This window comes from uncultured Oceanisphaera sp. (assembly GCF_947495715.1).
Taxonomy (GTDB): domain Bacteria; phylum Pseudomonadota; class Gammaproteobacteria; order Enterobacterales; family Aeromonadaceae; genus Oceanimonas; species Oceanimonas sediminis.
Genome location: NZ_CANLZU010000014.1, coordinates 50,472 through 69,090 on the forward strand (window position 1 = coordinate 50,472; position 18,619 = coordinate 69,090).

The following is an 18,619-nucleotide window of genomic DNA, read 5'->3' on the forward strand; positions in this document are numbered from 1 at the left end:
CCAAACTTGATGCAGTCAGCAAGCTGCCCCCTGAGGGATCGGGAAATGCCGTCCATGGCATTTCACGGTCGTGGTAGTCGATCTCTGTTGCCTCTTCTCGAGCACCGAGTTGCCTGTAGACGATGCCAACAGGAAACTCCCTGGCATCAGGGAGGATAAAGGGATCTGCTCCGCCGACCATCACATGACAGGGATGTCATGTGTTGAGCGTCACATGGAAGTGCTTGAAGCGTGTCGGCGAAGCTGGCCCTTTGTCCGACCTTTGCAGAGCAAGCAAATAGATCAGTTATTTAATCTGTTTGGTATTATTCGCCGGCCTTTATCTGTCGCCAGTAAGCGTCCAGCTCGTCCAGACTGCAATCCCGGCTGTCTTTGCCATCGGCCTGCAATGCCTGCTCTACGCCGCGATAACGCCGTTCGAACTTGTCGTTGGCCCGGCGCAGTACCGCCTCCGGGTCCTGCCTGAGATGGCGCACCAGGTTGACACAGGCGAACAACAGATCGCCCAGTTCATCGGCCACCCGATCCGGGTCCTGCTCGGGCTGGTCAAGCTCGGCCATCACTTCGTCCAGCTCTTCATGGATCTTGTCCACCACCGGCGGCAACTCGCGCCAGTCGAAGCCCACTGCCGAGCAGCGTTTCTGAATCTTGTTGGCCCGGCTCAACGCCGGCAGGTTGCGGGGAATATCATCGAGTGCGCTGGTCGCGGTCGCGTCCTTGCTGCGCCGCTCGACGGCCTTGGTTTGCTCCCAGTTGGCCTTGACCTGCTCTTCGCCGTCGAGTTCGGCGTTGCCGAACACATGCGGGTGACGGCGCACCAGCTTGTGGCTGATGGACTGCACCACATCGCCGAAGTTGAACAGCGACTGCTCTTCCCCCAGCCGGGAATAAAACACCACCTGAAACAACAGATCACCCAGCTCGCCCGGCAGCTCGTTCAGGGCGCCCCGCTCTATGGTGTCGGCCACCTCATAGGCTTCTTCCAGGGTGTGCGGCACTATGCTGGCAAAGTCCTGTTTCAGATCCCAGGGGCAGCCGTTTTCCGGATCCCGCAGGGCCGCCATGATGGCCAGCAAGTCGCCGAGTGAGTAGTTATAGTGCTCCATCCGTGCTCCCGTTACAGCCGCTTGGCTTCCAGTATGTCCGGCAACTGACCTATCTTGGCCAGGGTCCGGCTCAGGGTATCGATATTGTATATTTCCAGCTGCATGTCGATGGTCGCCGTCTGCTGCTTGTGATTGGAGCGGCTGTTGACGCCCATCACATTGATTCTTTCGTTGGCCAGAATGGTGGTGATATCACGCAACAGGCCGGAGCGGTCGTTGGCCACCACCCGCAGGGTCAGCCGATAACCGCCGGCGTTGTTTTCGCCCCACACCGCATCGACCACCCGTTCCGGATGCTGCACCACCAGTTCCTTCAACTGCTCGCAGTCGGAGCGATGAATCGAGATACCCCGCCCCTGGGTGATGAAGCCGACGATCTCGTCGCCCGGTATCGGCTGGCAGCAACGGGCGGTGCTGGTCAGCAGGTTGCCCACGCCCTGCACCACTATGTGCCCCTGTCCCTTGGCGTTGGGGGCCTTTTTCGCCGCCTTCAGCTCCAGCTGACGCAGCACCGCTTCGTCCTGCTCCTCGCTGGTCGGCTTCTTGTACAGTCCCTGCAGGTAGTTAAGCAGCTGATTGATGCGCAGATCGCCGCCACCGATACCGGCAAGCAGGTCGTCGAGATGGCTGACGTTGAAGCGTTCCAGCACCGCCTTGTCGATCTGGGAAAAGCTCAGTCCCAGTCGGTCCAGCTCTTTATCCAGCACATCACGACCGGCGAGAATGTTCTTGTCCCTGTCCTGCTTCTTGAACCAGGTCGCCACCTTGGAGCGCGCCCGGCTGGTCCGCAGAAACCCCTGATGGGGGTTCATCCAGTCCCGGTTGGGGTTGGGCTGTTTCTGGGTGATGATCTCCACCTGATCGCCGGTTTGCAGCTGATAGGTGAACGGCACTATGCGACCGTCGATCTTGGCGCCGATGCAGCGATGGCCGATCTGGCTGTGCACGTAGTAGGCAAAGTCGAGCGGGGTGGCGCCCAACGGCAAGTCGACCACTTCGCCCTTGGGGGTAAACACATAGACTCTGTCTTCAAACACCTGGCTGCGCAACTCGTCGACCAGGGAGCCACTTTCGGCCATGTCTTCCTGCCAGGCCAGCAGCTTTCTGAGCCAGGCAATCTTGTCTTCAAAGCCGCTCTGTTTGGTGGTGCCGGCGCCTTCCTTGTATTTCCAGTGGGCCGCCACGCCCAGCTCCGCATCCTGATGCATCTGATCGGTACGGATCTGTATTTCGACCGTCTTGCCCTCGGGGCCAATCACCACGGTGTGAATGGACTGATAACCGTTGGGCTTGGGGTTGGCGACGTAGTCGTCGAACTCGCGCGGAATATGCCGCCATTGAGTGTGCACCACACCCAGGGCGCCGTAACAGTCCTGCAGGTGCCGGGTGACCACCCGTACCGCGCGCACATCGAACAACTCGTCGAAGTCCAGATTCTTCTTCTGCATCTTGCGCCAGATGCTGTAGATATGTTTGGGGCGGCCATACACCTCGGCCTCGACCCCGGCTTCCTGCAGCGCCGTCCTGAGCCCGGACACGAAATCGTCGATATAGAGCTCCCGCGCCCGCCGCTTTTCGTCCAGCAGCTGCGCGATGCGCTTGTAGGTATCCGGGTGCAGATAGCGGAACGACAGATCCTCCAGCTCCCATTTGAGCTGGCCGATGCCCAGTCGATTGGCGAGCGGGGCATAGATGTTGGCGATCTCCTTGGCCACCAGCACCCGGGTTTCTTCGTCGGCGTTCTTGACCTCGCGCAGGCAGGTGATGCGCTCGGCCAGCTTGATCACCACGGCCCGCACGTCTTCCACCATCGCCAGCAGCATGCGGCGCACCCGATCGACCTGCACTTCCGAGCTCTTGTCGCCGTGCACATGCTGCAGCGAGCGAATGGCTTCCATATCCGCCACCCCTCGCAGCAGGCGCGCTATGGTGTCACCAAAATCCTCCCGTACCCGCTCCGCATCCAGGTGACCGAACTCGAGAAACGGATACAGCAGCGCCGCCGTCAGGGTATCCAGATCCATGCTCAGGGTAAGCAGGATCCCGACCATCTCCACCCCTTCAGCCTGCAGCCGGTGTTGCGCCTCGGGCGGCACCTTCAACCCCAGGCAATACTCGTACACCGCTTTCAGTTGCTCCTGCTCATGAGCATCGAGCGGCAGGCCCGATGCCCACTCGGTCAGGCTGAAGCTTGTTTGAAGGTGAGTATCGCGCACGGCAACCATAAGTATCCCTTAATTTAATTCGAACAAGGCCATCGCTTCGCAATGCACCGTATGGGGGAACATATCAATCAGGCAGAGGCGGCTGAGCCGGTAACCCGCCGCCAGCAGTGCCTCGCTGTCTCTGGCAAGGGTCGCCGGATTACAGGACACATACAGCAACCGCTCGGGCGATAACTGCTGCAGGTAAGGCATGACCTGCTCGGCGCCAGCCCGGCCCGGGTCCAGCAATACCCGCTCAAAGCCCTGTCGCGCCCAGGATTCCCGAGTAAAGTCGGCGGCCAGATCGGCACGATAAAACTGCGCCAGCGGCAGAGCGTTATCTTCCGCATTGCCCCGGGCCTGCTCGACCATCTCCATCACCCCTTCCACTCCAGCCACCGGATGCCCGGCCGCCGCCAGCGGGAGCGAGAAGTTGCCGACCCCGCAGAACAGATCCAGAACCGGCTGGCCCGGCTCGGCGGCCAGCCACTGCTGCGCCAGGCGCACCATTCGCTCGTTAAGCCCGGCGTTAATCTGGATAAAGTCACCGGGGGTAAAGGCCAGCCTGATATTATCTATCTGATAGTAAAGTGAAAAAGGAACATGTAAAGGTCGTCGGGCGCTATCGTCCTGCAAAAACAGGGCAAGATGTCGCGTCTGGGCAAAGGTGAGTAATAGTTCCAGATCCCGAGGCGACAGGGATCCCGTGTGCCGCAGCAGAAGAGCCACCCCTTCGGCCGCATCATAGAGCTCGATATGCCCGAGCTGTTTCACCGCCTTCAGCCGGTTCAGCAACTGGCGCAAGGGGGCAATCAGCTCGGAAAGCGCGGGGCGCAACACCCCACAATGCTCGATTTCCACCAGATCGTGCGACTGGCCACGGCGAAAGCCGAGCGATACGCCCTTGCCCCGACGACGAATCGCCAGTCGTGCCACCCGCCGATATCCCTGATGCTCGTCATCGTTCAGCCAGTGTGGCTCGGGCAGTTCATCGATGCCGTGGCGGGCAAACAGCTGCGCCACGGTACGCGCCTTCAGAGCACGCTGATTCGCAACCGGCATATGCTGCAACGAGCAGCCGCCACAGTCTGCACTGTAGGGACAAAACGGCTTTTTCCGTTCGGGCGATGGCGTCAGCACCTTGAGCAGGTCGGCGGTCCGGTATTTGTTGTTTTGCACCAGCAAGCGCACCCGTACCCGCTCGCCCTTGAGCGCGCCGGGCACAAACAGCGGCTTGTCCTGATACCGGGCCAGCCCCACCCCATGAGCATTCAGCTCGACAATGGTCACCTCCAGCGGCGGCTGTGCCTGAGCTTTGGGCTTGTTTTCCTTGAAGAACTGAACCATAAAACGTGGAGCCCTCGAACCGGCTATGTCATCATAAGCGTCTGTTGATTTGATGCGCGCATTGTCCCACATTAGCCCACTATGACCAAATACGGCCTGCGAGCCCGGATACTGGCTTACACCATAATACCCACCCTGATTATCGGTATCCTGCTGGCCGGTTATTTTTCCGTGAGTCGCTATCAGCAGCTGGAAGAAGTGCTGATCCGCCAGGGCGTCAACGTGATAGAGCCGCTGGCCCTGGCCAGTGAACTGGCGCTGACCAGCCGTAACCGGGAAGCGCTCAACCGCCTGCTCAGTACCATTCATCGCAACAACAGCCCGCTGGTCAAATCCATCGCCCTGTTCGATGCCCAGGGCCGGCTGCTGGTCACGTCCAACTACCATCGCGACTTCAACATCATGCGGCTGCCGGAGGCGGTACCGATTCCTCGTACCACCCAGGTGGCCAGCAGCGACGAAGAGATTATTCTGCGCACCCCGGTACTCACCGACAATATTCAGGCCGACGCGTCCTGGGAAGACGTTTCCGCCGTGCCCATCGGCTACATCGCCATGCAACTGACCAACGACTCGGCCATGCTGGCGCATTATAAAGACAGCTTCTTTGCCGGCCTGATCGTGCTGCTCGGGGTCAGCCTCAGCACCCTGTTCGGCATTCGCCTGATCAGAGGCGTATCCCAGCCGATCACCGACATGGTCAGCGCCATCTACAAGATTCGTGAAGGCCGGCTCGATACCCGGGTCAACGGTGAATTCACCGGCGAGATGGAGATGCTCAAGAACGGCATCAATGCCATGGCCAAGTCGTTGTCCGAATACCACGACGAGATGCAGCAGAACATCGATCAGGCCACCTCGGATCTGCGCGAGACCCTGGAGCAGATTGAAATCCAGAATATCGAGCTGGACATGGCCAAGAAGCGGGCGCAGGAAGCGGCCCGGGTCAAAACCGAGTTTCTGGCCAACATGTCGCACGAGCTGCGCACGCCGCTCAACGGCGTTATCGGCTTTGCCCGCCAGCTGCAAAAAACCCGCCTGACCTCCAATCAGCTCGACTACCTCAAGACCATCGAAAAGTCGGCGCAGAACCTGCTTGGCATCATCAACGATATTCTCGACTTCTCCAAGCTCGAAGCCGGCAAGCTGAAGATGGAACAATTGCCGTTCTCGCTGCGCGATACCCTGCAGGAAGTGATGACACTGCTGGCCCCCAGCGCCCACGACAAGGGGTTGGAGCTGTCGATGCGGGTCGATGCCGCCGTGCACGACGCCGTGATCGGCGACCCCTTGCGACTGCAACAGGTGCTGACCAATCTGGTGGGCAACGCGGTCAAGTTTACCGAGCAGGGCAACGTGGATGTGCGGGTCGATGCCCGCCCCGCCAGTCAGCCGGATCGGGTCTCCCTGCGCATTCATGTGCAGGACACCGGCATCGGTATTTCCGACAGCCAGCGCCGCCAGCTGTTTCAGGCCTTCAACCAGGCCGACTCCAGCATTTCCCGCCGCTACGGCGGTACCGGGCTGGGGCTGGTGATCACCCAGAAGCTGGTGCACCAGATGTCCGGCGATATCGAGCTCTATTCCGAGCTGGGCTCGGGCTCGGTGTTCAGCTTCACCCTGGAGCTGAATCGGGCCTCGTTGCCGTTGGCCGAATCCCTGCCGCTGGCCGAGCTGTGTGACAAGACGGTGCTGTATCTGGAGGAAGACAACTTCAGCCGCCGTGCCACCACCGCCCTGCTGCGGGAATGGGGCATACAGGTGTTGCACGAACCCTATCCGGGCGTGGTCATCGATTGCGCCCTGCTCGGCTTTGGCCCCAACACCCTGCCCAGCCAGATGGAACAGGCGATTCAGCGGCAGCTGGCTTATGACAACAAGGTGGTGGTACTGCTCAGCTCCACCGATCCGACTCTGGCCGATGCCCTGCAGGCCGCGGGGGCCGAATCCTGCCTGAGCAAACCGGTACACTACCAGAAACTGGCTCAGGCACTGATGGGGCAGGAAGTGGCCGAGCCCGAGGCCATGCTGCAGATCACCCTGGCGCCGCCTTCCCAGAAACAGCCGCTGCGGGTGCTGGCGGTGGACGACAACCCGGCTAACCTGAAGCTGATCAGTGCCATGCTGAGCGAACAGGTCAGTCAGGTGGAAACCTGCTCCAACGGCCAGGAAGCGCTCAACCTGGCCACCATCAATCGCTACGACATTATCTTCATGGATATTCAGATGCCGCTGATGGACGGCATTCAGGCCACCCGCGAAATTCGCTCCCAGGACGGTCCCAACGCCAGCACCCCCATCGTCGCGGTGACCGCCCACGCCATTGCCGGTGAGCGCGATCGGCTGATGCATCAGGGCATGGACGATTACCTGGCCAAGCCGATAGACGAGAGCATACTGGCCCGCATCATAGAACGCTTCGCTCACCGTCCCACACCGCCGGGGCAGATAGACTGGTCGCTGGCGGTGAAGCAGGCCGCAGGCAAGGAGCCGCTGGCCAAAGAGATGCTTGCGCTGCTGTTACAGAGCTTCGACGAATTTGCCCCCTTGCTGGGGGCCGCCCTGTCCGGTGAACTGGACGAGCAACGCCTCTACCCGGCATTGCACAAGCTGCATGGCGGCACCGCCTATTGCGGCGTGCCACAGTTGCAGGCGCTGGTGGCCCAGCTGGAAAAAGCGCTGCTGGCCAAACAGGGGGTCGACGAGCTGGAGCCCGAGCTGCTGGAGCTGGAAGAACGAATGGGACAGGTACGGGAAGAGGCGAAGGGATATTTGTAACAATAAGCGGTAAGCTATCAGCTATAAGCCATAAGAAAAACAACCAGGACAAGACCTGAGTTTGTTCGTCATACCGGACTTGTTCCGGTATCTTGCTGCAGGTAGCACCCAATCCAGATCCTGACGTTCGTCAGGATGACGGCTAAATCATCATCAATCGTAGGGTCGAATTTATTCGACCAAAAATGGTGGCACGACCTACAAGAGGTCGAATAAATTCGACCCTACAAAAAACCCCGAGCGCGTCATGGCTCGGGGCTTTGTCTAAAAGCTTATAGCTTACGGCTCAAACGCCCTGGCGGGCTTCGCGCATCAACCGCTTCATGTCGCGAATGGCCTTTTCCAGGCCGTCGAAAGCGGCACGGGCGATGATGGCATGGCCGATGTTCAGCTCCAGCATCTCGGGAATGGCGGCAATCGGCTTGACGTTATGGTAATGCAGACCATGGCCGCCGTTGACCTTGAGGCCCTTATCGTGGGCATAGGAGGCGGACGCCGAGATACGTTTCAGCTCGGCCAATCGTTCGGCTTCATTGGGCGCATCGGCGTAATGACCGGTATGGATCTCGATATAGGGGGCACCGGTGGCGACCACCGCATCGATCTGCGCCCGATCGGCGTCGATAAACAGCGACACCTTGATACCGGCTTCGGTCAGGCGGGCCACGGCGGCTCCCACCTTGTCGAGCTGGCCGGCCACATCCAGGCCGCCTTCGGTGGTCACTTCTTCCCGCTTTTCCGGCACCAGACACACAAAGGCCGGCTTGATGCGACAGGCAATATCCACCATTTCATCGGTGACCGCCATTTCCAGATTCATTCGGGTTTGGATGGTCTGGCTCAGAATCTCCACGTCCCGATCGATGATATGACGCCGGTCTTCACGCAGATGCACGGTAATACCGTCGGCGCCCGCCTGCTCGGCCAGGGCCGCCGCCTGCACCGGATCCGGATAGCTGGTGCCCCGGGCATTACGCAAGGTGGCAATGTGATCGATATTAACGCCTAAATACAATTCACTCACTGCGACTTCCTCTCTTTCCTTTGATAAACAGGGCGCGACTACGCAAGGCCCGGCCGCCGAGATAAGGCCCCAGCGCCTGTCGGCTGAAACGCTTGGCAGAGACCAGCACCTCGGGACGGGTTAAATCGAGCTCGGCCAGGGCATGAAGATGACGGCCCGAATAGGCCCCCGCCTCATCCCTTTCCAGGGCAATGAAACCGGACTCCGGCTGATATCGATACCAGCCCTCGGGCCGAATGGCCTCGCCGCTCAGGGCGTCCAGGGTAAAATCGACGCCATAACCCAGTATGTTTAACATATAAAACTCGAAATGACGCAGGCAGGGTTCAATACCTTCGCCATTGGCCAGTTTTTTCAGGGTATTGTGATAGGCGTCAAACACTTCGTCGAAGGGGGTATGCGCTTCCAGCAGGTAGTAAATCAGCTCGTTGAGGTAGAGGCCGCTGTACAGGGCCGTTCCCGTCAACCGGATGGCCGGGGCCGTGGCTTCCGCATGGTGCAGGTTCTTCAGCTCGCCCTTGCCGGCAAAGGTGAGCCTTAACGGCACAAAGGGCTGTAACAGCCCTTTGAGAGGTGAACGCGGCTGGCGGCTGCCCTTGGCCACCAGACTCTGGCGGCCAAGTTCCCGGGTGAATACCTCCACCAGCTGACTGGTTTCCCGGTAGGGCCGGCTATGAATGACGAAGGCGGCGTGCGCCATGATCAGTCGTCACCATACCCCAGACTGCGCAAGGCCCGCTCGTCATCGGCCCAGCCGGATTTGACCTTGACCCACAACTCCAGAAACACCTTCTGCTCCAGCAAGCGCTCCAGATCCAGTCGCGCTTCGGTACCGATCACCTTGAGCTTCTCGCCCTTGTTGCCGATGACCATGCGCTTCTGGCCGCTGCGCTCGACCAGGATCAGGCCGTTGATGTGCACTATGCCCTGCTCGTTAACCTTGTAGTCTTCAATTTCTACCGTCACCGAGTAGGGCAGCTCGTCACCCATGAAGCGCATCAGCTTCTCGCGGATAATCTCCGCCGCCATGAAGCGTGAAGAGCGGTCGGTGATGTAATCTTCCGGAAAGTAATGCAATGACGGCTTCAATCGGGCACGGGCCAGCTTGGCGATGGTGTCGACATTGGTGCCCTTTTCCGCAGAAATCGGCACTATATCGGCGAAGTTCAACTTGGTAGCCAGCCACTGCATGTGGGGCAGCAATTCTTCCTTGCTCTCGACGTTGTCGATCTTGTTGATCGCCAGTACCACCGGGCAGTCCATGCGGCGCAGCTTGTTCACCACCATGTCGTCGTCGGCGGTCCATTTGGTGCCTTCCACCATGAACACCACCATCTCCACGTCGCCCAGCGAGCTGCTTGCTGCCCGGTTCATCAGCCGGTTGATGACGCGCTTTTCCTCGATGTGCAGGCCCGGGGTGTCCACATAAATGGTCTGATAGGCCCCTTCTGTATCGATACCCATGATGCGGTGGCGCGTGGTCTGCGGCTTGCGCGAGGTAATGCTGACCTTCTGCCCCAGCAGATGGTTGATCAGGGTCGATTTGCCCACATTGGGTCGGCCGACAATGGCGATAAAGCCACAATAGGTTTGTTCTTGATCTGTCATAGCAGCACTTCCAGGGCATGTTCGGCGGCAGATTGCTCGGCCTTGCGACGGCTGGTACCAATACCCACCACCGGCTCGGGTACACCATCAATCTGACAATGTACGGTAAATTTCTGATTGTGGGCTTCGCCAATCACGTCCACTACGGTGTAGGTCGGCAACGACTTGCGCTTGCCCTGCAACAACTCCTGCAACCGGGTCTTGGGATCTTTCTGATCGATACCCGGCTGAATGTCGTTGAGTCGCTCTTCATACCAGGACAGCAGCATGGTGCGCATCTGCTCGATGTCCGTATCCAGATACACGGCGCCAATCAGGGCTTCCACCGCATCGGCCAGAATGGATTCTCGCCGAAAGCCGCCGCTTTTCAGCTCGCCCGGACCCAGGATCAAATAATCGCCCAGCTCGAATTCACGCGCCAGCTCGGCCAGGGTTTTTTCTCGCACCAGGGTGGCACGCATGCGTGACATGTCGCCTTCGTTCACCTTGGGGAAACGATGAAACAGGGCATCGGCAATCACCATGCTCAGCAGGGAATCACCCAGAAATTCCAGTCGCTCGTTATGGCGAGCGCCGGCGCTTCTGTGAGTGAGCGCCCGTACCAACATGGCTTCATCGTTGAAGGTATGGCCCAGTTTTTTTTGCAGAATATTCAGTTTTTTCATTAACGAATTGCGCCTATACGGCTGAAACGCACATCGCTCGGCACCCAGGAGGGCAACCAGCTGTCGGCGTTACGTTCAAACTCAAAGCTAATCCAGATAGCCACCGCCTTGCCCACCAGGTTCTCTTCGGGCACAAAGCCCCAGAACCGGCTGTCGGTACTGTTGTCCCGGTTGTCGCCCATGGTGAAATATTGACCTTCGGGTACGACCCATTCATTCCGTGCCGTGCCCGGCTGGCGGTAATACATGGATACCCGGTCGGGTAACAACGGGTTGCGCAGTATGTCGTGGGACTCGCCGGTCAGACGCTCGGCGAAATGCTCGAGCGGAATGCCCATCTGGGTAAACTCTCCACTTTTTTCATATTCAAGGTCCACCGGCGTAAAGTCGGGGCAGTTGTCACCGTCACAGGCCGGCTGGATAAACAGCTGCTTGTCCTGATAAACGATGCGATCGCCGGGCAGGCCGATCACCCGCTTGATGTAATCGATACGGGTATCTTCCGGGTACTTGAACACCACCACATCGCCCCGCTCGGGCTTGCCGGTCGGGATCAGGGTGGTATTGCTGACCGGCTCTTTCAGGCCGTAGGCAAACTTCTCCACCAGGATGAAATCCCCCACCAGCAGCGTCGGCATCATGGAGCCGGACGGGATCTGGAACGGCTCATAGATAAAAGAGCGCAATATCAGTACGGTCGCAATCACCGGAAAAATGGAGCGGGCCTGTTCTATCCAGCCGGGCACCTTTGCCGCCCGACTCAGTACCGCCGCATCCACTTTATTGCCATGAGCCAGCTGGGCCTCGGCAATTTTACGGGCGCGTTTCGGCGCCCATATCCACTTGTCACACGCCCAGACAATACCGGTGACCAGGGTCACCAGCACCAGTATCAGGGCAAAGTTACTCGCCATGGTTACTTGTCCTTACCAACATGGAGGATCGCCAGGAAGGCATCCTGGGGAATATCGACCCGCCCCAGGGACTTCATGCGCTTCTTGCCTTCTTTCTGTTTGGCCAGCAGCTTTTTCTTGCGGCTGACATCGCCGCCGTAACACTTGGCGGTGACGTCCTTGCGCAAAGCCTTGACCGTGCTGCGAGAGATAATCTGGTTGCCGATAGACGCCTGAATGGCGATATCGAACATCTGCCGCGGGATCAGCTCGCGCATTTTCTCCACCAGTTGACGGCCTCGGTACAAGGCGTTGTCCTTGTGGGTGATAATGGCCAGCGCATCGACCCGATCACCGTTGATCAGAATATCCAGTCGCACCATGTCGGCGGCGTCAAACCGCTTGAAGCCGTAATCCAGCGAGGCATAACCCCGGCTGCAGGACTTGAGACGGTCGAAGAAGTCGAGCACCACTTCCGCCATTGGAATGTCGTAGCTCAGCGCCACCTGGTTGCCGTGATAGACCATGTTGGTCTGCACGCCCCGTTTCTCGATACAGAGGGTGATGACGTTGCCCAGGTACTCCTGCGGCACCAGAATATTACATTCGGCGATGGGCTCGCGCAGCTCTTCGATGTTGTTGACGGCCGGCAGGTTGGACGGGCTGTCGATGTGAATGGTTTCACCGTTGGTCAGCACGATCTCGTAGACCACGGTCGGCGCCGTGGTGATCAGATCCAGATCGTATTCCCGCTCCAGACGCTCCTGAATGATTTCCATGTGCAGCATGCCGAGGAAGCCACAACGAAAGCCAAAGCCCAGCGCGTTGGAAGTTTCCGGCTCATAGAACAGAGAAGCGTCGTTCAGTGACAGCTTGTCCAGCGCATCACGGAAGGCTTCGTAGTCATCGCTGGAAATCGGGAACAGTCCGGCGTATACCTGCGGCTTGACCTTCTTGAAGCCGGGCAGCGCTTTTTCGGCACCGTGCTTGGCATGAGTCAGGGTATCCCCCACCGGCGCACCGTGAATTTCCTTGATGCCACAGACCACCCAGCCCACTTCACCGCAGTTCAGGCCGGCGGTGTCTTTCTGCTTGGGTGTAAAGATACCGATGCGATCCACGCCCCACACCTGGCCGGTGCTCATCACCTTGATCTTGTCGTTTTTCTTCAGGTTGCCGTGCTTGATCCGCACCAGCGACACCACCCCCAGGTAGGGGTCGAACCAGGAGTCGATGATCAGCGCCTGCAGCGGTCCTTCCGGGTTGCCTACCGGGGGCGGAATCTGGCGTACTATGGTTTCCAGTACTTCATCCACACCCAGGCCGGTCTTGGCCGAGCAGCGCACCGCATCGAGGGCATCGATGCCGACGATGTTTTCAATTTCTTCGGCCACCCGCTCCGGCTCGGCCTGGGGCAGGTCGATCTTGTTCAGTACCGGTACCACTTCCAGATCCATGTCCAGAGCGGTGTAACAGTTGGCCAGAGTCTGTGCCTCAACGCCCTGACCCGCATCCACTACCAGCAACGCGCCCTCACAGGCGGCAAGAGAGCGGGAAACTTCATACGAGAAGTCGACGTGCCCCGGGGTATCGATAAAGTTCAGCTGGTACTGTTCGCCGTCGTTGGCCTGGTAGTTCAGGGTCACACTCTGGGCTTTGATGGTAATGCCGCGCTCCCGCTCCAGATCCATGGAGTCGAGAACCTGCTGCTGCATTTCTCGATCGGTCAAGCCGCCGCACACCTGGATCAAACGATCGGACAGGGTGGACTTGCCGTGGTCTATATGAGCGATGACGGAAAAGTTACGAATATGCTTCATGATGCGATAAGGAGTCCGTTGTCTGAAAGCGAGAGTCAAAGGCGGGATTCTACTGGATTAGCACTACCGTGGCCAATCCTTAGTCGATATTGGCAACCGGGATCACCGGCCCGATAATGGCCGGCTCTGCCAGTATCTTGCCGGAGCCTTTGGCCCAGCGGGACGCCAGTACAAAACCGACGATACCGCCGACAGCGGCCCCCGCCAGGGTACCGCCGTCACCCAGCCCCAGTCCGGCGCTGGCCACCAGGGCTCCGCCCAGCAACAACAGCAGCGGCAGCAGATATACCAGCAGGGCGCTGGTGATCAGGCTTTGTTCGGGAATGCCGATACGCACCTGCTGATCCACCACCAGCGGCAACTCGGTCGCAATCACGAAGCGGTGATCGCGCCCGGGCAGGGCCTTGGAGACCAGGCCGGTACCGCAGTTGCTGTTTTGCTTGCACTGGCCGCAGGCCGATTTGCTGAAACAGACCACTTCAACGCCGTCTGCATGTACCGCCAGCACGGTGGCAATCTCTTCAATCATGGTGTGATCCTGGGCTCAATGGACTCGGCGATGCGACGGGCGGTATCGGCGGGAATCGCCCCCACCACGGTAATTTCGACCCGCGCCGGACTGATGAGGCTGACCAGATGGGTGGCGCCCTGGCGTACCAGCTGCTGCTGGGGCTCGGTATTGGCGCCGGCCTGGGCCACATACACGGATACGTCTACCAGACCGTTCGACAGCATCAGGTAATTCACCAGCCGCTCGGTGACCGGCAGCTTGTGTTTATCCTCCGAGCGTAACTCGAAGCCGGCGGGCAGCCAGCCGGTTTGCCAGGGCTGGGATTGTTGCGGGGTCGGGTACACATCCGCCACCGACATCGCCGGCGGCAAGGCGGCGGTTTTCAGCTCCCGGATCAGAGGGCTGGGCTGATCGCTGATCCGCAGCGCCACCCCCATGCTTTGTTCCACCACACCGGCGTCCCGATCCAGGGTATCCAGCTTGAGCAACAAACCGGTTTCCTGATCCAGCCACAGCACATAGCCGTAATAGCCTTCGGCCTTCGGCACCAGCCGAATCACCTGCGCCACCCGCCCCAGCACTCGACTGCGCCCGGCGACAACCGCATCATAGTGGCTTGTCACCGGTGCCAGTGGCATCAGCTGCAAACGATGAAACAGCCCCGGCAGGGTGGCGTCCTTGAGGGTATAACCATCGTGGCTGGCGTCGAAGAAACTGGTTTCATCGTCGCGCTGCACGAATTCACGCGGCCGGCCATTGAGGTGAGTAAGATGGGTAAATACCTGACCTTCGATATGACCCCGGGTCAGACGTTTGGGTTCGAGCTGCCCCTGACTGGAATCAACCAGCGTCAACTCGAAGTTCAACTGCTGATAGGCCTGTTGCATACGCTGCAAAAGAGCCTCTGCCGATACATTCTCGGCGGCGGCCACACCAGACCATGCCCATGCCCATGCAATTACCAGGATAACGGCACCAAGGCCCTTTATTCTCAAAGCCGATTACCTTCAGTTCTGACGCAGACGTTGCTGCAATTCGTGATCCATCAACAGCTCATGAATATGACGCTGTTGTTCTAGCAGGGCCTGTTCCTGCGACCCCTGGCGTGGCGTTATCTGATAATTCAGGCTGACCGGAGCCGCACCACCGTTCATGGGCACCGTATTCAGCACCGGCGACGGCAGCTCGTTCTGACCGTATTGCTGAACCCCGAAGATCAACGCCGCCGATACCGACGCCGCCACCGCAAACTGGCCAACATAACGCAGCATGGGAGTAACACGACCAAACAGCGGCCGCACCACACCGGCCTGCTCTGCCTGTGCGGTATCGGTAGAAGACGCCGCCGGAGCCGCGATCATCGCCGGTTCGTCGGCCAGCGCCGCCGCTATTCTGTCGCTCATGTCCAGCTGCAGATGACTCGGCAGCTCGCGACGCAAGGCATCGCCGTACAGATGATAACGGCCAAAGGTATCCGCCAGCTCGAGATCATCTCCCAGCTGTTCCAGCAAAACCCTGTCCTGAATTTCTCCGTCTACCAGTGCCGAAATCTGTTCCTTGTTTGCCATAACGTTAGCCATAACAGTTATTCTCCGTTCAACCCTGAAGTAACGGCTGGACCCGCTTGTCGATCGCCTCGCGTGCCCGGAAAATCCGGGAACGAACGGTCCCTACCGGACAGTCCATCACCTTGGCAATATCTTCATAGCTCATCCCTTCCAGCTCGCGTAAGGTAATCGCCGTTTTAAGATCTTCCGGAAGGACCTCAATGGTCTCGAATACCGCCCGCCTGATCTCTTCCGACAACATGAGATGTTCCGGTGACGCCTGATCTTTCAACCCTTCGCCGCCGTCGTAAAACTCTGCATCCTCGATACCGACATCGCTGCCCGGAGGTCGCCGCCGCTGGGCGACCAGGTAGTTCTTGGCGGTGTTCACCGCAATCCGGTACAGCCAGGTAAAAAACGCACTCTCGCCACGAAACCCGGGCAAGGCACGATACGCCTTGATAAACGCCTCTTGCGTCACATCCGGTACGTCTCCTGGATTAGACACAAATCGAGACACCAGGTTCGCCACTTTGTACTGATATTTTTTTACCAGCAGGTTGTATGCGTTTTTATCGCCACGCTGCACCCGTTCAACCAGTTGCTGGTCCGTTAAATTATCGCTCATGCGAGCCGCGTAACCTCCGAATAATCCGATGCGTTGCCACACCGGCCCGTAATAAGCGCACCTTGATAGACTGCGGATGCGGACAAAAGTTCTGAACTCATTTGAGAAAGGTGATTCCAGCTGCACCTGTCGGCGGCTTGGGATAACATAGAAAGATTATCCATACTGGGCCAATGATACTTTATGAAGGATCCCGTTGAATACCTCTGCGACGTACTCATCATTGGCAGCGGTGCCGCCGGACTGTCGCTGGCGCTGAAACTGGCCGATCATGCCAGGGTTCATGTGCTCAGCAAGGGGCCGCTTGCCGAAGGCTCGACCCTCTATGCCCAGGGCGGCATTGCCGCTGTGTTCGATGAAACGGATAGCATTGAATCCCATGTTGCCGACACCCTGATTGCCGGCGCCGGACTCTGTGACGAAGCGGTGGTGGAGTTTACCGCCAGCAACGCCCCCGGCGCCATTCAATGGCTGATTGGCCAGGGCGTGCCCTTCGATACCGAAGAGTCGGCCCAGGGAGAGGCTTCCTATCACCTCACCCGGGAAGGTGGCCACAGCCACAGACGCATTTTTCATGCCGCCGATGCCACCGGCAGAGCGGTACAGCTTACCCTGAACGAACAGGTGCAGCGACATCCCAACATTCATATTCTGGAACGGGTCAACGCGCTGGATTTAATCACCAGTGCCAAGCTGGGCCTGCCCGGCAACCGGGTGCTCGGTGCCTACGTCTGGAACCGCAACAAAGAGCGGGTAGAAACGGTACGGGCCCGCTTTATCGCCATGGCCACCGGCGGTGCCTCCAAGGTGTATCAGTACACCTCCAATCCGGACGTCAGCTCCGGTGACGGTATCGCCATGGCCTGGCGCGCCGGCTGTCGGGTCGCCAACATGGAATTCAACCAGTTCCATCCCACCAGCCTGTTTCATCCGGCAGACAACAACTTTCTGCTGAGCGAAGCGCTGCGCGGTGAAGGGGCCCTGCTCAAGCGTCCCGACGGCAGCCGTTTCATGCCCGATTATGACCAGCGAGGCGAGCTGGCCCCACGCGACATAGTGGCGCGGGCCATCGACCATGAAATGAAGCGTCTCGGTGCCGAATGCATGTATCTGGACATCAGCCACCAGCCGGCCGACTTCATTCTCAAGCACTTCCCCACCATTTATGAGCGCTGCCTCAAGGTGGGCATCGACATTACCCAACAACCGATGCCGGTGGTGCCAGCCGCCCACTATACCTGCGGTGGCGTCATGGTGGATCGCAAGGGTCATACCGATATCGAGGGCCTCTATGCCATCGGCGAGGTGTCCTACACCGGCCTGCATGGCGCCAATCGCATGGCCTCCAACTCGCTGCTGGAATGTATCGTCTTTGCCCGCGCCGCCGGTGAAGACATGCTGGCCAAGCTGGCAACCACGCCGGAGCCGCCGATATTGCCGCTGTGGGACGAAAGCAAGGTGGCCGACTCGGACGAAGAGGTGGTGATCCACCACAACTGGCACGAGCTGCGGCTGTTTATGTGGGATTACGTCGGTATCGTCCGCTCCGACAAGCGACTGGAGCGAGCCAAGCGCCGCATCGATCTGTTGCAACAGGAAATTCAGGAGTATTACGCCAATTTCCGGGTCAGCAACAACCTGCTGGAGCTGCGTAACCTGGTACAGGTGGCGGAGCTGATCGTGCGTTCGGCGATGGAGCGCAAGGAATCCCGCGGCCTGCACTACACCCTGGATTATCCGGAGCAACTGGCAGACCCCAAGCCAACCATCATGGTACCGGCCAACTATATAGCGGAAAAGAGCCGTAAGTCGTAAGCCGGTATCCAAGTCACAAATCGGCTTGTCGCATGAAGAGGAAACAAGGTTGCCTCCGCCGACACGCTTCAAGTACGTCCATGTAACGCTCAGCACATGACATCCCTGTCATGTGACGGTCGGCTGAGGCAATCCCTGTCGCCTCTTCCATGACCCGGAGCTGTCTGTTGGAAGTGCCATCAGGCGACTCCGCAGCCCGGAGGAGGACAAAGGGATCTGCTCCGCCGACCTTCTGTTTCAGGGATGAAACAGAGAGCCTACACGGAGGTATTCATGGCGTGTCGGCGGAGCGGGCCCTTTGTCCGCAACGGTAAGTGCTAACGATGACGTATTAACTGGCCAGCAGCACTTTCTGCGACAGCCGCCGGAACACCTGCTCCGGCACCGCATCCTGAAACAGCCACAGCGGCGGCCAGGGATCGTCTTTCAGCACCAGCAACAAAAAGCCGGGCCCGGCCCGGCTATGTGGCGACAAGACGCCGCTGCGCCCGTTCAGGCTGAGCACGCCGCTGTTGTATTCCCCCTCCAGCCGGTAATCGCCACCGCGAATCCACAGCAATATCGACACCAGCAGCCAACCGGGGGCAAACCAGGGCAGCCGATCGGCACTCAGCAACAGGCTGGCGGGTAACCACAAGGCGGTGGCCGCCGCCAGCAGATAACAGCGATGCAA

Annotated in this window: 16 protein-coding genes; 2 read left to right on the plus strand and 14 right to left on the minus strand. The window is 59.2% G+C overall.

Annotated features, from left to right (window positions below; all coding sequences use genetic code 11):
- Positions 1 to 305 precede the first annotated feature (305 nt).
- Genes mazG through rlmD form a run of 3 tightly spaced genes read right to left on the minus strand, consistent with a single transcriptional unit; the run spans position 306 to position 4,657 of the window.
- Positions 306 to 1,106: a nucleoside triphosphate pyrophosphohydrolase gene (gene mazG / locus Q0753_RS10230; protein WP_298720155.1), complete on the minus strand. Its 801-nt coding sequence runs from the start codon at positions 1,104 to 1,106 to the stop codon at positions 306 to 308.
- A gap of 11 nt (positions 1,107 to 1,117) precedes the next feature.
- A complete protein-coding gene (gene relA / locus Q0753_RS10235; RefSeq protein ID WP_298720157.1) occupies positions 1,118 to 3,331 on the minus strand; it encodes a GTP diphosphokinase in 2,214 nt (737 codons plus the stop codon).
- A 9-nt stretch (positions 3,332 to 3,340) separates the two neighbouring features.
- Positions 3,341 to 4,657, minus strand: a complete 1,317-nt coding sequence (gene rlmD, locus Q0753_RS10240; RefSeq protein ID WP_298720158.1) for a 23S rRNA (uracil(1939)-C(5))-methyltransferase RlmD — start codon at positions 4,655 to 4,657, stop codon at positions 3,341 to 3,343.
- An 81-nt stretch (positions 4,658 to 4,738) separates the two neighbouring features.
- On the opposite strand from rlmD, the gene barA reads away from it, so the two are divergent.
- Positions 4,739 to 7,435: a two-component sensor histidine kinase BarA gene (barA, locus tag Q0753_RS10245; RefSeq protein ID WP_298720161.1), complete on the plus strand. Its 2,697-nt coding sequence runs from the start codon at positions 4,739 to 4,741 to the stop codon at positions 7,433 to 7,435.
- Positions 7,436 to 7,721: 286 nt separating this feature from the next.
- Here barA and pdxJ read toward each other — a convergent pair whose 3' ends face one another.
- From pdxJ to rpoE, 10 genes are all read right to left on the minus strand, one after another.
- Positions 7,722 to 8,459, minus strand: a complete 738-nt coding sequence (pdxJ, locus tag Q0753_RS10250) for a pyridoxine 5'-phosphate synthase (protein ID WP_298720164.1) — start codon at positions 8,457 to 8,459, stop codon at positions 7,722 to 7,724.
- On the minus strand, positions 8,452 to 9,159 hold the full coding sequence (gene recO, locus Q0753_RS10255) for a DNA repair protein RecO (protein ID WP_298720167.1): 708 nt from the start codon (positions 9,157 to 9,159) through the stop codon (positions 8,452 to 8,454). Before recO ends, pdxJ begins: the two co-directional genes overlap by 8 nt.
- A 2-nt stretch (positions 9,160 to 9,161) precedes the next feature.
- Positions 9,162 to 10,067, minus strand: coding sequence for a GTPase Era (gene era / locus Q0753_RS10260; RefSeq protein WP_298720170.1), 906 nt, complete (start codon positions 10,065 to 10,067; stop codon positions 9,162 to 9,164).
- Positions 10,064 to 10,732 carry a ribonuclease III gene (gene rnc, locus Q0753_RS10265; protein ID WP_298720172.1) on the minus strand — a complete coding sequence of 223 codons (669 nt, stop codon included), beginning with the start codon at positions 10,730 to 10,732 and terminating at the stop codon, positions 10,064 to 10,066. The genes era and rnc overlap by 4 nt, the downstream gene beginning before the upstream one ends.
- Positions 10,732 to 11,646 (minus strand): signal peptidase I, encoded by a 915-nt coding sequence (lepB, locus tag Q0753_RS10270; RefSeq protein WP_298720175.1) that lies wholly within the window; start codon positions 11,644 to 11,646, stop codon positions 10,732 to 10,734. Before lepB ends, rnc begins: the two co-directional genes overlap by 1 nt.
- A gap of 2 nt (positions 11,647 to 11,648) precedes the next feature.
- Entirely contained in the window at positions 11,649 to 13,445 is a 1,797-nt protein-coding gene (lepA, locus tag Q0753_RS10275; protein ID WP_298720178.1) for a translation elongation factor 4, read from the minus strand.
- A gap of 79 nt (positions 13,446 to 13,524) precedes the next feature.
- A complete protein-coding gene (locus Q0753_RS10280; protein ID WP_298720181.1) occupies positions 13,525 to 13,974 on the minus strand; it encodes a SoxR reducing system RseC family protein in 450 nt (149 codons plus the stop codon).
- The gene (locus Q0753_RS10285) at positions 13,971 to 14,888 is read right to left on the minus strand and encodes a MucB/RseB C-terminal domain-containing protein (protein ID WP_367179500.1); all 918 of its coding nucleotides are present in this window, start codon (positions 14,886 to 14,888) and stop codon (positions 13,971 to 13,973) included. The genes Q0753_RS10280 and Q0753_RS10285 overlap by 4 nt, the downstream gene beginning before the upstream one ends.
- A 75-nt stretch (positions 14,889 to 14,963) precedes the next feature.
- Complete coding sequence (locus Q0753_RS10290; protein WP_298720326.1) at positions 14,964 to 15,524, minus strand: RseA family anti-sigma factor; 561 nt, start codon at positions 15,522 to 15,524, stop codon at positions 14,964 to 14,966.
- Positions 15,525 to 15,552: 28 nt separating this feature from the next.
- Positions 15,553 to 16,131, minus strand: coding sequence for an RNA polymerase sigma factor RpoE (rpoE, locus tag Q0753_RS10295; protein ID WP_298720185.1), 579 nt, complete (start codon positions 16,129 to 16,131; stop codon positions 15,553 to 15,555).
- Between the two features lie 183 nt (positions 16,132 to 16,314).
- On the opposite strand from rpoE, the gene nadB reads away from it, so the two are divergent.
- Positions 16,315 to 17,946, plus strand: coding sequence for an L-aspartate oxidase (nadB, locus tag Q0753_RS10300; RefSeq protein WP_298720188.1), 1,632 nt, complete (start codon positions 16,315 to 16,317; stop codon positions 17,944 to 17,946).
- A 331-nt stretch (positions 17,947 to 18,277) separates the two neighbouring features.
- On the opposite strand, the gene Q0753_RS10305 is transcribed toward nadB, so the two are convergent.
- Positions 18,278 to 18,619 carry a hypothetical protein gene (locus Q0753_RS10305; protein WP_298720191.1) on the minus strand — a complete coding sequence of 114 codons (342 nt, stop codon included), beginning with the start codon at positions 18,617 to 18,619 and terminating at the stop codon, positions 18,278 to 18,280.

Bases quoted from the DNA above. Each gene is read 5' to 3' on its own strand.
- era (WP_298720170.1), bottom strand. From the start codon at position 10,067: ATGACAGATCAAGAACAAACCTATTGTGGCTTTATCGCCATTGTCGGC.
- nadB (WP_298720188.1), top strand. From the start codon at position 16,315: ATGAAGGATCCCGTTGAATACCTCTGCGACGTACTCATCATTGGCAGC.
- barA (WP_298720161.1), top strand. From the start codon at position 4,739: ATGACCAAATACGGCCTGCGAGCCCGGATACTGGCTTACACCATAATA.
- relA (WP_298720157.1), bottom strand. From the start codon at position 3,331: ATGGTTGCCGTGCGCGATACTCACCTTCAAACAAGCTTCAGCCTGACC.
- lepB (WP_298720175.1), bottom strand. From the start codon at position 11,646: ATGGCGAGTAACTTTGCCCTGATACTGGTGCTGGTGACCCTGGTCACC.
- rnc (WP_298720172.1), bottom strand. From the start codon at position 10,732: ATGAAAAAACTGAATATTCTGCAAAAAAAACTGGGCCATACCTTCAAC.
- Q0753_RS10290 (WP_298720326.1), bottom strand. From the start codon at position 15,524: ATGGCAAACAAGGAACAGATTTCGGCACTGGTAGACGGAGAAATTCAG.
- rpoE (WP_298720185.1), bottom strand. From the start codon at position 16,131: ATGAGCGATAATTTAACGGACCAGCAACTGGTTGAACGGGTGCAGCGT.
- lepA (WP_298720178.1), bottom strand. From the start codon at position 13,445: ATGAAGCATATTCGTAACTTTTCCGTCATCGCTCATATAGACCACGGC.
- recO (WP_298720167.1), bottom strand. From the start codon at position 9,159: ATGGCGCACGCCGCCTTCGTCATTCATAGCCGGCCCTACCGGGAAACC.
- rlmD (WP_298720158.1), bottom strand. From the start codon at position 4,657: ATGGTTCAGTTCTTCAAGGAAAACAAGCCCAAAGCTCAGGCACAGCCG.
- Q0753_RS10280 (WP_298720181.1), bottom strand. From the start codon at position 13,974: ATGATTGAAGAGATTGCCACCGTGCTGGCGGTACATGCAGACGGCGTT.
- mazG (WP_298720155.1), bottom strand. From the start codon at position 1,106: ATGGAGCACTATAACTACTCACTCGGCGACTTGCTGGCCATCATGGCG.